General features: G+C 52.8%; 8 protein-coding genes. 2 read left to right on the forward strand and 6 right to left on the reverse strand.

Annotation, left to right across the window (positions count from 1 at the left end; genetic code table 11):
• Window positions 1–57: 57 nt before the first annotated feature.
• The 6 genes from CFLAV_RS08325 to CFLAV_RS08350 all read right to left on the reverse strand — a co-directional run bounded on the left by CFLAV_RS08325 (window position 58) and on the right by CFLAV_RS08350 (window position 9,299).
• On the reverse strand, window positions 58–1,731 hold the full coding sequence (locus CFLAV_RS08325; protein ID WP_237712380.1) for an AAA family ATPase: 1,674 nt from the start codon (window positions 1,729–1,731) through the stop codon (window positions 58–60).
• Window positions 1,732–1,961: 230 nt separating this feature from the next.
• A complete protein-coding gene (locus CFLAV_RS08330) occupies window positions 1,962–2,228 on the reverse strand; it encodes an ElaB/YgaM/YqjD family protein (protein WP_007414240.1) in 267 nt (88 codons plus the stop codon).
• 126 nt (window positions 2,229–2,354) lie between these two features.
• Window positions 2,355–3,536: a PAS domain-containing response regulator gene (locus tag CFLAV_RS08335; protein WP_007414241.1), complete on the reverse strand. Its 1,182-nt coding sequence runs from the start codon at window positions 3,534–3,536 to the stop codon at window positions 2,355–2,357.
• An 8-nt stretch (window positions 3,537–3,544) separates the two neighbouring features.
• On the reverse strand, window positions 3,545–6,439 hold the full coding sequence (locus CFLAV_RS08340) for a glycoside hydrolase family 2 protein (protein ID WP_007414242.1): 2,895 nt from the start codon (window positions 6,437–6,439) through the stop codon (window positions 3,545–3,547).
• Between the two features lie 390 nt (window positions 6,440–6,829).
• Window positions 6,830–8,131: a UDP-galactopyranose mutase gene (gene glf / locus CFLAV_RS08345; protein WP_083808827.1), complete on the reverse strand. Its 1,302-nt coding sequence runs from the start codon at window positions 8,129–8,131 to the stop codon at window positions 6,830–6,832.
• A 49-nt stretch (window positions 8,132–8,180) separates the two neighbouring features.
• Window positions 8,181–9,299, reverse strand: a complete 1,119-nt coding sequence (locus CFLAV_RS08350; RefSeq protein WP_160164526.1) for a glycosyltransferase — start codon at window positions 9,297–9,299, stop codon at window positions 8,181–8,183.
• 862 nt (window positions 9,300–10,161) lie between these two features.
• Here CFLAV_RS08350 and CFLAV_RS32045 point away from each other — a divergent pair.
• Together CFLAV_RS32045 and CFLAV_RS08365 are read left to right on the forward strand one after the other, a co-directional pair.
• Window positions 10,162–14,859, forward strand: coding sequence for a golvesin C-terminal-like domain-containing protein (locus CFLAV_RS32045; RefSeq protein ID WP_007414247.1), 4,698 nt, complete (start codon window positions 10,162–10,164; stop codon window positions 14,857–14,859).
• Between the two features lie 168 nt (window positions 14,860–15,027).
• Window positions 15,028–15,729: an ABC transporter ATP-binding protein gene (locus CFLAV_RS08365; protein ID WP_007414248.1), complete on the forward strand. Its 702-nt coding sequence runs from the start codon at window positions 15,028–15,030 to the stop codon at window positions 15,727–15,729.

Raw genomic sequence — 15,729 nt, forward strand, 5'->3', positions numbered from 1 at the left:
TCCCTCAAGGTCTGGGAGAAGTTGCGCTCCCTGATAATCCCCATATGTTGGTTCACGTTAGATCACGCCGCTTGTGTGTGTGTCCTTTTTAACAGGACGCACAGGCGAGAGTTTGATGACGTTTTCCGGGTCGAAGTCAGTTAGTTTGAGCCAATCTTCCGTAACATCCGTTGGCGGGAAGAGATCATTTTCCTCATACTCACGATTCATGGCGAGCAGCAAATCTTCGCGGGTGAGAAAAGTTTCCTGTTTGGTCTCGATGGCGCGCTTGATGGCATAACCCTTTGCCCGTTCGACAATGGCGGCAATAATCGCGCCGCTGGCCATGTCGCCACGATACAGGAAGTCCTTTTTACCGCTGCGGAATACAATCTCGAGGAATTGATTTTCCGGAATGTGCGCGTAATGAGCCTCGGTCACTGCGCGGGCCAGTTGCGCGCGTGGCTCCGCCAGCGGCAAGGATTCCTTGAGATATATTTCGTAAATCGCCTGAGCCCCCGTCTGATCAGGACGTTTCACGCGGATTTTCCGGTCGATACGTCCGGGTCGCAAAATAGCCGGGTCGATCAAGTCCGCGCGATTGGAGGCCAAAATTACCACCACATTTTGCAACGGTTCCAAGCCGTCCATTTCGGTGCAGAACATTGGAACCAGCGTGCTCAAAATACTGTTGTAGCGCCCCGATCGCCGTGTTCCCAGGATGGATTCGGCTTCATCAATGAACAGGAACGCCAAAGCGCCATCGCGCGCGCGTTCACGGCATTGTATGAACAAATCACGCACCTGCCGTTCGGATTCGCCCACCCACATGTTTAGAATTTCGGGTCCTTTAACGTGGAGGAAGAATTCGGGATGATCCACCCCGGTCTCGGCCTTCAATTGTTGACGCAGATTATAGGCCGTGGCTTTACCCAGCAGGGTCTTGCCACAACCTGGAGGCCCATGCAGCAGGAACCCTTTGGGAACTGTATGTTGAAAACGTTTGAAGAGGTCCCGATGCAGGAACGGCAGTTCAATTGTGTCACGGATGGACTGCACGGCTTCCGCCTGACCGCCGATGGAGGACCAGGGCAACTCGGTTACGGTTTCCAAAGACCGTTCAATGCGCTTGCCCATGCCGATGACCTCGAGTGCCACCCGCTGGTTTACATCGAGGCGCACTTCCATGCCCGGTTTTAATTTCTCCTTCACGAGCAGTGCTGAGCGCAAGAGCACCAGCGAAGTAAGACCGGCTTCCTGACCAATGCGCAGGCGGCCGTCTGAGAGCAATTCATCGATGCGGACAATCGGCCCATTTTTATCAAAGCCGAGGCCCTGCACCACCGCGAACGCTTCATTGCAGAGCACACGTTGGCCCATTTGCAGACTGTTCAATGGGATTTTTGGATCAACCCGGCAGACGTAATCCGTTCCGCCAAGACAAACGTGTGCCTTATCATCGTCAACCGGCATCAGAAAGGTGCCAATACGAAAGGCAGGCGAGCGCAGTTTTTCGACAATCTCATCCAGCTTTTCGATGGCCTGGCGAGCCTGGTCATTCATCTCCTCGATGGCAGCGACACGGTCGCGCAGATAAATCAAATCCATCAACGAGGAATGGCGTGGTGGAAGCTTCCCCGCTATCACATCCACCAGTTGGAGCGCAGAGAGGGATTCAAGTTCTTCGTGAGAGAGCATTTGACCCAAGGGCGAAGGATCTGCGGGTGTGTTTTCAACCTTGGGCGCTGGCATTTTTTTCTTAGGTTCACCCATGACGAAAGATTAACTCTCTTCAGAGCTTTTGCAAATATAGAACGTGGTTTTTAACATATGCCTCCACTCCTCAATTTATGTCGCCCGTTTCAGCCCAGGCAAATAAGCCACATTCACGAGCCGGAACTCAATGAAAGATGCGCGGTGAGAAAGCATCCCGATTTTATTTGAATGAGTTGGCATGAAGCGGGGAGAGCGAGGTGCAACGATCAGTTGCTCTCAAAACGATCTTCACTCTTCATGAGATTAATGGCCAGAATGCCCAGGAGTACTCCGACACCAAAAACAATCCCCATGCTGGGATAGGGATTACGGCGGATGTTTTCGTCGGTTGCCTTGGCGCCAGCGGCAGCTTTTTGCCTCAACTGCGCGGCACCTGATTTTAACAGGGCTTCGCCATCATTAACCACCACCTTCAAATCGTTGATTAACTGCTGCAGGTTTACACTGTTGCCGTTGCTTAGGTCTGTTTGCATAACTTGGTGTTCTCCTTCCACAGCAATATTGTCTGAATGAAGGGAAAGGTAAAATGGGGTCTTGTCCCATCCAAAAATAGCGGCGTGCGAAACGGTGGCTGACAGAAACAAAAAGCGGCTTTTGCTTCACAGTCGCAAGGGCAGATGATCTGCGGCGATCCGGTCGCCTGCGAGCCGATTAGACGGATGCTGGCTGATATCTGTGTTCACAAGCAGAATGGACCTCGGTTGCCCAGCTTCATTGCGAACAACCTTCCACCGGCTGAACACCACCACTTCGTGATTGTCCCTGGTGATTTGATGCAGTTCACCTGACCATTCACCGCGTTCCATGACAATCTGTTTTGCAGCTTCAAATTCTGACAGATCGTGGTAGAGTAGACGGCTCGTTTCCCGGCCCAAGACCTCCTCGCTTGTCCACTGGTAAAGGCTGGTGGCTCCCTGATTCCAAAATTGAATGCGATCTTCCATGTCCTGGACAATGATGGCATCCGGGTCCAGGTCCAGGAGCCGGGCTTGCTCATGCATTCTTTCTTCCGCCCGTTTGCGCTCGGTGATGTCCCGATAAAGTGCCAGCATCAAATTGCGTCCATAAAGCAGAATCGGGGCTGCCCGAATGTGCACCGGGATCAAGGCTCCATCCTTGCCTATCACCTCAGCTTCGCAATCCAATGTGGTTCCCTGCTCCGCCGCCACGCGAAAGCAATTTCTACAGTCTTCAAACTTTTCGGGAATATGAATTTTGTCCTGTTTAAGCCCGACAATTTCACCGCGGGTTCTGCCCAGTAGCTGTTCGCCCTGCTTGTTGGTGTCCAGAATCCGGCCGCTCTGCGGTTCGATGAGAAACGCAGCATCGCTCAAGCTTTCGAACAGTTGCCGGTATTTGTATTCGGATTGCCGCATGGCCTCTTCAGCACGGCGGCTTTCCTCGCGTTCCCCCGCAGCCTGCATTGCCCGTCGGACCGAAGGAATCAGGCGAGAGAGGCGATTCTTGAAAACATAGTCGGTGGCGCCTTGCTTCAAGCTCTCGACCGCCAGTTCTTCTTCAATTGTTCCAGATACGAAAATAAACGGAGCGTCCGGCAATTTTGAGTGTGCCATTTCCAGGGCGTTCATGCCGTTGAATCCGGGAAGGGTAAAGTCCGACAGGATGAAGTCGAACGGCTGCTCCAGAGCGGCTGCGAAGGCATCAGCCGTTTCCACCCTCACACATTCGCGGACGAGGCCAGCGGATTGGAGCATGCGGCGAATCAGTTCCCCATCCAACGGGTCGTCTTCCAGATGAAGGATTCGTAATGGTCCTTTCATGCCTTACCTTACCACTCAATTATGATTGTGGGAGAGATGGGGTATCCGCCGCACTCAGCACCATATACCGTAAGCCCCCCTTGAGCCAGGGCATCCGCCGGCACGACCAGGCGCAGATGGAGGTGATCGTCCAGCACGTGGCGGGCGATTTGTTGAAGTGTTTCTCCTTCGGCAAATCCATGCTCCAGATAGCCGTAAGCCCCCTTGCCGCCGCGCAGATAACTTAAGACTCCCCGGCTGTCATGCGGATGGTTTCTGATGATAGAGTTATATATTTGGATGCCATTCAGATATCCATGCAGGGTGGTGGGGAAAATATCATCGTCCGTCTGAGGCGTATCGATGCGGTGCGAAGAGATTTCGCATAGGATGCGCAACCGTCGCGCCTTGGAAAGATCAGCGCCGTTTAGAGGCAGGACCCATTCAAAGAACCCATGACCTGTCCCGTAGCAACAATCCTCAGCCCGTTCCTGGTCGCGCTCTCCCATGCCGCCGCTCCATTCAGCCGCCGCCCAGTCGCCTGGATTTCCACGCAGGATAAGTGACCGGGGTGTTGCTTCCCGAATCAAGGGGTAATGATCGGAGACAAAGTATTGCACAAAATTGCGCGCGATTATTTTGCCTTCGAGATTGCAGGCATCCACCGACAGCGTGCAAAGCATCGATTCCTCCGGCATGGTTACCTCGACCGTGAGGGCATGGGCGACACGGCGGTGCGGAAAGTCAATGGGCACGCAGCCGCGAGAAATGGATTGATGGATGCGCCCGCGTGTGTCCAGGCCATCCAATCGCCAGCGAAGGCTGATATTCCTGTTGGGTCGAGACGAGAAATGCGAAGAGGCTATATCCACTTTTAACACCTGACCTGGCGCGACCCGTGAAATGGGCGGTGCATCCATGGGCAAGGTGTCACTTTCGTTGATGATCCTGGGATCGTAACCAAATTCCTTGGGGGTTCGATCATAATTAAGGAATCCGTTGTGCTCCCATTCCACATCATGAAGCTCGGTAAAGATGTAGGCCGAAATTGCGCCGTGCCGCCGCAATTCATTGGTGAGGAACTTGAATGTCCAACTGATATCCACATCACCATCCAAAGCGCCGACTCCGCCATATTCACTATTAATCAATGGTTGTCCTTTGTGCGCAAAACCCGGAACGTAATTGAAATTGGAGCCGGGAAAGGTCTGGTTCACCACCTTGGCGATATGTTCCTTGGCGCGATAATAATCATTTATGTAAAAGTGCCAGGAATTGATGTCAGTATCGCCATGAGCGAAATAATCCAAATGTTCCCAGTGGACCACGCTCATGTCCTCGATCAATCGCGTAGGGTCCAGTTTCTTCGCCAGTTCCCACATGCTTTGCACCCAGGCGTGAGAACTAAGGTTCTTCAGTTTTTCCTTTTCCTTTTTTGGAGCATCTAAAACAGCAGTCGAGGCGCCTGCGGAGATGCCTTGTGCGGAGACAGCGGAGGAAAGCGGTTTGTTTTTTGGCCGATCCTTGGGATTTACCGGGTGGATCATATCCACGAATTCAACCTGTCCGCCAAAACCCCAGGTTTCATTGAACGTGCACCAGGCAAAAATGGAAGGGTGATTAAAATCGCGGTCGATGGCTTCGCGCATCATTACTTCGAAACGTTTGCGTCCGAGCGGAGTATCGCCTCCTTCTCCGAAATTGGGGAAGTCCGCCATCAGCAACATGCCCATCTTATCTGCGTGATAAAGGAGCAGTGGATCATCGATTTTAATATGTATCCGGAGAAAATTGAACCCGACTCTCTTGGCGTAGCCGATATCGTTGATAAAGGTTTGCACATCTCCCGCGGTATAAACACCCTCGGGATAATAAGACTGGTGCAAGGCTCCGCGCAGGTAACGGGCAACGCCGTTGAGCCGCAATGCCACAGGTTTATCGGGGGGATCGCCGGGCGCGAAATCAATCTTTCGCATTCCAAAATAAGTCCGCACGGAGTCCTCCGTCTGACCGTTGTTCTGCAACCGCAGGATGGTTTTGTAGAGATGAGGTTCATTGGGATTCCAGAGCAACAGAGGATTCACTTTAATCGCCTGCTCGGCCACCCCGTCGCTTATATCCAGCTTGAAGGTACTTGAGGGCTCTCCGTTGGGAGGAAATATTTCCACTGCGACCTCGCAATTCTGGCCGGGTTTTTCGCAGTTGATCTGGAAGCGAGCGGTGCCGGCATCTATGTCCGTGTAAATCTTGAAGTTCCTGATGTAAGTGGCGCTGCGTGGTTCAAGGAACACCGTCTGCCAGATACCGCTCGTGGTGGTATACCAGCGCCACTGTTTTCCGACCGGCTGCTCGTTGTTATCAACGGGATCCTCGACTCGCAGCACCACGTGAGCTCTTCTCTTTCCATCAGGTTCGGGGTCACCCAGGGTATCGGTCAGATCATATTCAAAAGGGGTGTAACCTCCCTCGTGATGCCCGAGATGCTGACCGTTGCACCAGCAGTCCGTGAAAAAATCAGCCGCCCCGATGGTGAGAATAACCCGTTTGCCCTGCCACGCAGGGTTGTCTGGAATTTCAATGGTTCGCCGGTACCAGCCCACTTCATACCGCGCCGCCGCACGATGGTTGGCTTTGGTGATTTCGAGGGGATTGTAGAATACCCGGGTGGAATAGTAGTTTTCGTTGCCGGCCGCCCCACCTTCACCCCAGGCTGCCAGTGACTCCCAGCAGAAAGGCACGATGATTTGCTCGCGCCATTCCTGTTCGTCGGGAATGAACCAGTTTTCATCGATGCCTACACGGTAACGATCGAAGCGAAACTGCCAGGGGCCATTCAGATTCAGCCAATCGACTCCCTCACGTGTGCCTCGCTGGCGATCGGGACGTGGATATTCGGGCCGGGGACAAGCAAACTCAACCTGCATAATGCGTTTTCAAATTAAAGCAGCCACAACAATCCCAGGTACTCCAAATGCCAACGTACTCCGTTACACTGAAGCTCCAAAAATTGTCCAAATAAACTGATCGACTGGAGCAGTCCACTCAGCCTGCTGCTAGTTATCTTTCTGACTTCCAAATTCTTATGGTGGCGGCGTAACCGCCTATCAGAGGTAAACAGCTCTTTCTTTGACCGTAATCCCTCACGATAAACTCAAAGTGCAATCTGGCAATGGTTCCCGTTATTTACTGAGAGCAGAAAGATGGACAGTGATTGGAATCATTAAATATCATTTGTGCCGGGGAGAAGCCGCTTCAGAGCCGTCCCTGCGAACCGGGCATTCAAGGCCGGGTTGGGAAAACGATTTGTTGCCCCACTAGGTCGAATTAAAAGTGCGCCGTCGAGGGTTGGTTTTACGATCCTGAGTGCGACAGGAACCATTTCCGTTTCCATTGGAATGACCATTGCTTTGGCCGTTTCCATGACTGTGTCCGTTGCCGATGGCATGACCATTCCCGGCAATGCCCATGGGCACAGTCAAGGTAGTCAGGCGGGGTTCATACTGCAGTTCAGCAGCTTGGGCGCGGCTTGAGCCGATGAGGTTGGCAAAAACCGTCAGGGCCTGGGCTGCCACCTGGTCCATGTTGTAATAACGGTAGGTAGCGAGCCGGCCCACAAAATGAACTCCCTTATTTGCTTCTGCCAGGGTTTGATACTTTTTGTATAACTCAGCATTTTCAGCCCGCGGAATGGGGTAATAAGGATCTCCTTCGGCGCGCGAGAATTCATAAACAATGCTCGTCTTCTGGTGCTCCTGGCCGGTCAGGTGTTTGAACTCGGTGACGCGTGTGTAAGCATAATCGTTCGGGTAATTGATGACTGCGACCGGTTGAAGCATTTCCTTGTTGTGGGTTTCGTGTTTAAATTCCAGGCAACGATAAGGCAGCTTGCCGTAGCAGTAATCAAAATATTCATCCACGGGGCCGGTGAAGATCAGTTCGCGATAAGGCACCATATCCCTGATTTCCCGGTAATCCGTATTGAGCATCACCTTGATGTTGGGATGGTCGAGCAGGTTGGCAAACATCCGGGTAAAGCCCTGTTTGGGCATCGCCTGGTAACTGTCAGTGAAGTAACGATCATCACGATTCGTGCGCGTTGGAACGCGGGCAGTGACTTGCGCGTCCAGTTCGGAGGGATCGAGTCCCCATTGTTTGCGGGTATAGCCTCGGAAAAATTTTTCATATAATTCCCGTCCCACCTTGCTGACCACCACATCCTCGGAGGTGCGGATATGTTCGAGCTTTTCGGCGCGGTTCGCGAGGAATTCATCCATCTGGAATGAATTTAAATTTACGCCATACATCCGATTGATGGTGTCGAGGTTAATCGGAATGGGAACCAATTGGCCATCGACGGAAGCCAGCACGCGATGTTGATACTGCCGCCATTCTGTAAAGCGGGAAAGATAATCAAAGACCTCCCGGCTGTTAGTATGGAAAATGTGAGGTCCATATTTATGAACGAGAATTCCTGCATCGTCATAGTGGTCATAGGCATTTCCCGCGATGTGGGGACGCCGATCCACGATCAATACCTTTTTTCCGCAGCCGCGTGCCAAACGCTCGGCCAGGATGCTTCCGGCAAAACCGGCTCCGACGATCAAATAATCAAACATCTCCATTGTAGTGTCCCCTTATCATTTGGTCTGGTCATTCAGGTTGGATTCAGACTGACGCCACGTTCAGTTTGTTGGCGAGCACGTCCTCAATGTGTCCCTCCATTTGTGCCACAATGGAATCCCAGGAGTGATTGGCGGCCATCTTTATGCCGCGCTCAATTGCTGCCCGGTCAGGTTCGGCCACTGCGCGCTGGCAAAGCGAAACGAAGCCATCGTGCGAGTTCGCAATTTTCACCACGCTGGCGAAATTTCTTACCACATCCGGGACGGCTGAGCTGATGATCTCGGTCCCGGTGGCCATATATTCCAGGGCCTTGGTCGGATTGATGTATTCCGTGGCTTCGTTCAGGGCAAACGGCATGAGACAAACGTCAAAGGCTTTGCAATAGGCCGGCAGCTCGGAATAAGGCCTGCCGCCCAGCCACTGAATGTTTGAGCGACGGGGAAGGACACATTCCTCGACCTTGGCCAGGGGGCCGACGATAACGATTTCCCAATTCGGGTTGGCATCGGCCAGTCGCGCGATAAGTTCATAATCCATCCGCTCGTCAACGACGCCGAAGTAGCCGAGCATCTTTTTATCGCCCTTGTTTCTTAGTTCCGGAGGCAGAGCGGTTCTGGGGTCGCGTGCCTTTCCAAAATGTTCACTATCCACACCACAGCCGTAAAAATGGCAGTTGTCATTATGTTTGCTCTTGGCGTCGTATAATCTGCTGCCACCGGTGAACACTACATCCGCCTTGGCGAGCAATTGCATTTCGCGATTTATCAACTCGGGGTCGGCGTGACGAAACTTGGAAAGTTCGTCCATGCAATCGTAGACTGTCGCAATTTCATCCATGTGTCCCGCGAATGGAGTCACGGCCATTGGATCGTAAAACCACTGCACCGGATTTTCAAATTTTCCAGCGAGCGGTCCGAGCAATGCCTCTTGCAGCAGCTTGCGTCGCAGCTTGTCAACGTAGGCTCCGTTGTTCCAGCGCCACGTGGGAAATTGCATGCGCAAACGCGTAATGTTGGGATGGGCGGGAAGGGTTTCGAAACGGGCGATGGGTGCGACCAGCTGCGGATCGGGCGCAAGTGTTTCGACGAAGAGCACCTGATGGCGTTCGCTCAGGCGGGAGAGGAATTGCTGCGGTCTTTGCCAAACCCAATCCCAACACAAATGGCAATGAACAATTAAGGGGAAATTCCGATCAATCTTCCGGCGGTTTTTATCGGAAGATATTGATCTGGGAAGGCGGGTACTCGTTCGAGAATGTATGCCTTGGGAAGCGGGTTGAGGATTGGAGCCAGTGTTTCCATTCGATATCAGCAATTCAGAACGATTCGGTGCGTAGGACATAAAATACTTTAATTCTCACGTTGCAATCCGTCTTTATCAGTCTAGTTCGATTAATGGTCTCCGGGTTAAATCCAAGCGCATTAACGCCTAACTACTATACTCTTCAGAGTAGGGGGTGTCTCAATGGGGTGTTCACCCAGAACCTTGATAACATTTCATTTTTTACGGTGCGCGACCCAATGCGCTGGTAAAAAATGCACAGTTCTTGTTACGTCCCGCTTATGTTTTCAAGGTGCGTGGTGGAACTTTAAATTTCATAAAAGCATCCATCCCCTCCGCCATGGTTGAGAGGTTTCAGAATCGCCAACAAGATGTTTTTGCCAACCCCGGTAATTCCAAACGTGGATGCAAGCACCGTCACTGATGTCGGTCTGTCCAATATCAAGGCAGATTATGTCCAGATATTACTCATGCATTTACTAACGGCACTGCTGCTGTGTCGGCAGACGCAATAAAGTTTCGACTTAGCGCCATAATAGATTTGAGGCATTATCAATGCTTACCTTCTGGACTTAATCATGATGCCGGGTTCGTTTTCCCCAGGGACTCATCAGGGTTTGCAGTACACTTAAATGATTCCTACACAAATGTGTAATGGCCAGTAATTGCCGACATGACATTGTTCTTGCGAACCCGCACATGTGCGAACTGCCTCATACGTATCAGACCTAACAAACCATCAATGAAAAACTATTGTTATTCTCTCTTCAACCGTCTTGCCATGGCCGGCCTCGTTGCCGGCGCCATGGCAAGTAACCATCTGAGTGCCCAGTCACTCGACAACGGCGTCGAGCCGGCCAACCTTGGCAAAGGTGACTGGATTTACTTTCTCTCAACTGCGACGAATAAACTTGGCGGCAATGTTGCGAGTGTAACCGATGTCGCAAGTTTGATGAATTACGAGAAGAGTCAGGGAATGGACTTCATCATCGTCAAGGCGGGTGACGGTGCAAGCCAGTTTCCCTCCGGCTCTCCGCAGTTCACAGCGAGCCTTGTGAGTGCTGCGCATACTGCGGGGTTAAAAATCTTCGGCTACAGTCGTTCCTTCGGCACTAACATTCCCGGGGAAATCACACTGGCAACCAACGTCTATAACATGGGCGCTGACGGCTTCGTCATCGATGCCGAAGTGGAATGGGAGAGCTCCAATCTCGCTAATAATACGACCTTGGCGACTCAGCTTTGCCAGGGAATTCGCGCCGGGTTCCCGACACGTTTTCTCGCGCATTCTCCTCTGCCAATTATCAGTTTGCACAACACCTTTCCTTACAAGGAATTTGGATTGTACTGCGATGCGGTGATGCCGCAGGATTATTGGAAGTCCATTGGTTACGCTCCGGATCAAATGGTCACCACCATGGATACCGAGTGGCGCAACTGGCAAAGCGGCCTCACTGGCAATTTTACCAATTCCATCAAGCCAATTGCTCCTGTGGGACAAGGCTGGAGTCCTTCCTCCAGTGAAACTGTAACCAGTGCTGAAATCACCACTTTTGTAAACTCCCTGATCACCGACACAAACCCGGTGACCCGCGGTGGCTATCGAGGTGTAAGTTGGTGGCGGGCTGATTTGCATACCACGGATCAGTGGACTGGTATCAACGGATCAGATATCGGCGGCTCTCAGACCAATGCGCCTGCCATCTCGAACGTCGCAGCTACTGGCATCACTGGCACGGCTGCAACCATTACATGGGCAACGGACATCAGTTCAGACAGCGTGGTTGAATATGGTGCCACCACTTCCTATGGCAGCTCAGCAACGAATGCTGCACTCACCTTCAATCATTCCGTGTCGCTTTCGGGTCTGGTCGTCTCGACGACCTATCATTATCACGTTAAGTCGCGCAGTGCCTCTTTGAACCAAACCATCTCTGGTGACCTTACATTCACCACGGCCAGTGCGGGCTCAGTATCTGACATCATCATTGATAATACTTCCGCGACCGTTGTTGGCACATGGTCAACCGGCAGCAGCTCAACGGATAAATATGGTGCGGATTACCGGTTTAAAGGCCAGGGCACCGGTGCTGCCTATTTGCAATACACACCAAGTGTTACCACGGCTGGTAACTATCAGGTGTATGAGTGGCATCCCATTGGAAGCAACCGCACCACTAACGCTCCTTATGTTATAACGTATAATGGTGGCTCCCAAACCGTATTCATCAATCAAAAAGTCAGCGGTGGCGTCTGGAATTTTATTGGCAGCTACCCCTTTGCTGCAGGTACGTCTGGAAACATCAAGATCACCGATAATATTCCCGATTCAACTCAGATGGTTCTGGCGGATGCCATCAAGCTGGTTTACATTGCGCCTCCACCACCACCGGCGGCTCCGGGTGGATTGGCTGCCACAGCCGTCAGCTCCTCGCAGATCAATTTAACCTGGACTGATAATTCCACTAACGAAAACAACTTTGTGCTCGGTTGCAGTATCACTGCAGGTGGTCCTTACACCGACATAGCCACTTTAAGTGCCAACGTTGCCTCCTACAACGATGCGGGACGCGCAGCCAACACGACTTACTATTATGTCGTGCGTGCCTCGAATGCCAACGGTGCTTCTACTAATTCCAACCAAGCCAGCGCCACCACTCCGCAAGTTCTGCCCGCTGCCCCCAGTGGGTTGCTCGCCACAGCCGTCAGCTCCTCTCAGATCAATTTATCCTGGAGCGATAATTCCACCAACGAAAGCAACTTTATCGTTGCGCGCAGCACGACTTCGGGTGGTTCCTATACTGATATCGCCACACTGGGGGCCAACTCGACCTCGTATAGCGATGCGGGAATTTCAAGCAGCACAACTTATTACTATGTTGTGCGGGCGAGCAATACTGCCGGAGCCTCGGCCAACTCCGCGCAGGCAAGTGCGACCACACTTTCAGCACTACCTGTGGCCCCCAGCGGATTGGCTGCAGCAGCCATCAGTGCGTCACAGATCAACCTGACATGGGCGGATAATGCGACCAACGAACTTAATTTTATCGTCGCTCGCAGCACGACCGCTGGCGGGCCATATACCGACATGGCAACTTTAGGCGCCAATACTTCGTCCTACAGTGATGCCGGGTGCGCAGCCAACACGGCTTACTTTTATGTCGTGCGCGCCAGTAATACCAGCGGTGCGTCTGCCAATTCCAGCGAAGCCAGCGCCACCACTCCGCAAGTTCTGCCGGTCGCCCCGAGCGGCTTGACGGTAACGGCTGTCAGCGCCTCGCAGATCAATCTCTCCTGGGCCGATAACTCCAATATCGAAGACAACTATATTGTCGCTCGCAGCGCGACATCAGGTGGTCCTTACACCGATATAGCAGTGTTGGGAGCCAACATAACTTCGTATATCAACACCGGCCTCACCCCCAGCACAACTTATTACTACGTCGTGCGGGCAAAAAATTCCGCCGGATCGTCGGCCAACACCGCACAGGCAAGTGCGACCACGTTCGCAACCATTCCCGCAGCTCCCAGCAGCCTGGTTGCACAAGCCATCAGTGCCACTCAAGTCAATCTCACGTGGGTGGACAATGCGAATAACGAACTCAATTATATTGTCTCTCGCGGCGCCACTTCTGGTGGGCCGTATGCCGACATTGCAACTTTGGGAGCCAGTGTTTCCTCCTACAGTGATTCCACATGCACGCCGAACACCACTTACTATTATGTTGTGCGTGCCTCAAATACCGCCGGGGCATCTGCCAGTTCCAACGAGGCCATGGGCAGCACTCCGCAGGTTGCGCCTGTGGCTCCGAGTGGATTGGCCGCCACGACCGCCAGCTCCACGCAGGTTAATCTGACCTGGACTGATAATTCCACCAACGAACTCAACTTTATCGTCGGTCGCTCCACGAGCTCGGGCGGGCCTTACACCGATATCGTAATTCTGGGAGCCAACGTAACTTCGTATAGTGACACAGGGCTCGCAGCAGGCACGGTCTATTACTATGTTGTCCGGTCAAGCAATAGCGCCGGATCTTCGCTCAACTCTGCGCAGGCAAGTGCGACCACACTGGCAATACCTGCGGCTCCCAGCAGCCTGGTTGCGCAAGCCATCAGTGCCTCTCAAGTCAGTCTTACGTGGGGCGACAATTCTTCAAATGAAACCGGCTTCATCGTTTCACGCAGCACCACTGCTGGTGGTCCTTATACCGACATTGTGACCGCTTCCGCGAATTCCACGAGTTTCACGGACAGCGGTTTGTTGGCCAACACGACCTACTACTATGTGGTGCGCGCGCACAGCAGCGGCGGTGACTCTGCTTACTCGAATGAGGGCCCGACTACGACCTATGTCACGGATCTTTTGATTGATAATCTGTCCGCCAATGTTGTTGGCACCTGGTCAACAGGCACCTCGGCCACGGATAAATACGGTAGCAATTACCGGTTCAAGGGCCAAGGCACAGGCACCGGATATCTGCAGTTCACTCCGAAAATTACCACTGCGGGTATCTATGCCGTGTATGAGTGGCATCCAATCGGTGCCAACCGAACCACCAACGCGCCGCACGTGATTACCTATAGTGGTGGCACACAAACCGTCTATGTGAATCAGCAGGTGAACGGTGGTAATTGGAATCTGCTTGGCAACTACAGCTTCGCTGCCGGTTCCAGCGGAAATGTTCAAATCACCGATGCCTTTGCGGATACCGCCCAGATGGTGATCGCGGACGCGATTCAGTTCGTTCTGATACCGGTTCCTGCGGCGCCCAGCGGCCTGACTGCCACAGCAGCAAGCAAGTCCCAGATCAATCTGAAATGGACTGACAATGCAACGAATGAGACCAGCATGGTGGTAGCCCGCAGCACCACTTCAGGTGGACCTTACACCACCATTGCCACGCTTGCGGCTGGAACCACTTCCTATAGCAACACCGGGCTGACTGCCGGCACGACATATTACTACGTCGTTCATGCAGTCGGTGCCGGCGGCACTTCGGCAAACTCCGCTCAAGCCAGTGCCGCTCCGGTTGCTGATATAATCATCGATAATCCCGCAGCCACGGTTACCGGAACCTGGTCAACTGGCACCAGTTCGACGGACAAGTACGGCAGCGATTATCGCTTCAAATCCCCAGGCGCTGGCGCTGGTTATCTAAAATATACGCCAACCATTCCCACGGCCGGCCACTATCAGGTCTACGAGTGGCATTCAGTCGGCAGCAATCGCGCCACGGCTGCTCCGTTCGTGGTCACCTATAACGGCGGGTCCCAAACCGTCAGTGTCAATGAACAAGTTAACGGTGGGCAGTGGAATTCGATCGGAACCTTTGCCCTTGCAGCCGGGACCGGCGGCAGCGTGAAGATAACTGATAACTTCACAGATACCACCAGGGTGGTCATTGCTGATGCCGTAAAACTCGTTTACGTCGGACCGTAAGCTGGGTTTCAAAAGTACATTGGCGATTGGATAATATCGCCGCTCAAAATGGAACCGAAGGGATACCTTCGGTTCCATTGTTTTTGTACTTGCGGCGACATGACAAAAATATGCACCAAACCAAGCTTCTCCCTTTCGTCTTTGCGCAACCGGTGATTTAATGGATACATGCCGCTTTTGGAAATTGAAGGGCTGAAGAAGTCCTATATGTCGCCTGAAGGTAACCGGCACACGATCATCGATGTGCCCTGGTTTACTTTGCAGGAGAAGTCTCAGGTTGCCTTGCGCGGGGAAAGTGGCTCGGGCAAGACCACGTTGCTGAACTTGATTGCCGGCATTCTCAAGCCGGACGAAGGGCGGGTCGTGATCGATGCGCAGGAGATGTCCGCTTTGAATGAGCCGGGTCGTGATCGTCTCCGAGCGATGAATATTGGTTATATCTTTCAAACCTTTAATCTGCTGCAAGGGTATACCTGTTTGGAGAATGTATTATTGGGCATGTCTTTTGGGCCCGGGGTGGATCGTGGCTTTGCGGAAACTCTTTTGAAGCGGGTGGGGCTGGGAGATCGGATGAAGCATCGTCCGCGTCAGCTTTCCACCGGTCAACAACAGCGGGTGGCGGTGGCACGTGCGCTGGCAAACAAGCCAAAGCTGGTCCTGGCGGATGAGCCGACTGGGAATCTGGACCACAACAATGCGCGTGAAGCGTTGGGATTGATTCGCGAGGCTTGCAAAGAGAATGGCGCGGCGCTGTTGCTGGTCAGTCATGACCGCGAGGTGTTGGGACAATTCAGAACCGTGTTTGATCTCTCCCGCATTAATAAAGCCCTGGATGAAGCGGCAACCAACGAATCAGAGGAAGGATCTTAA

The sequence above is a fragment of the Pedosphaera parvula Ellin514 genome (genome assembly GCF_000172555.1).
Lineage (GTDB): Bacteria > Verrucomicrobiota > Verrucomicrobiia > Limisphaerales > Pedosphaeraceae > Pedosphaera.

Bases quoted from the DNA above. Each gene is read 5' to 3' on its own strand.
- CFLAV_RS08330 (WP_007414240.1), bottom strand. From the start codon at position 2,228: ATGCAAACAGACCTAAGCAACGGCAACAGTGTAAACCTGCAGCAGTTA.
- CFLAV_RS08325 (WP_237712380.1), bottom strand. From the start codon at position 1,731: ATGCCAGCGCCCAAGGTTGAAAACACACCCGCAGATCCTTCGCCCTTG.
- CFLAV_RS32045 (WP_007414247.1), top strand. From the start codon at position 10,162: ATGAAAAACTATTGTTATTCTCTCTTCAACCGTCTTGCCATGGCCGGC.
- CFLAV_RS08340 (WP_007414242.1), bottom strand. From the start codon at position 6,439: ATGCAGGTTGAGTTTGCTTGTCCCCGGCCCGAATATCCACGTCCCGAT.
- glf (WP_083808827.1), bottom strand. From the start codon at position 8,131: ATGTTTGATTATTTGATCGTCGGAGCCGGTTTTGCCGGAAGCATCCTG.
- CFLAV_RS08365 (WP_007414248.1), top strand. From the start codon at position 15,028: ATGCCGCTTTTGGAAATTGAAGGGCTGAAGAAGTCCTATATGTCGCCT.
- CFLAV_RS08335 (WP_007414241.1), bottom strand. From the start codon at position 3,536: ATGAAAGGACCATTACGAATCCTTCATCTGGAAGACGACCCGTTGGAT.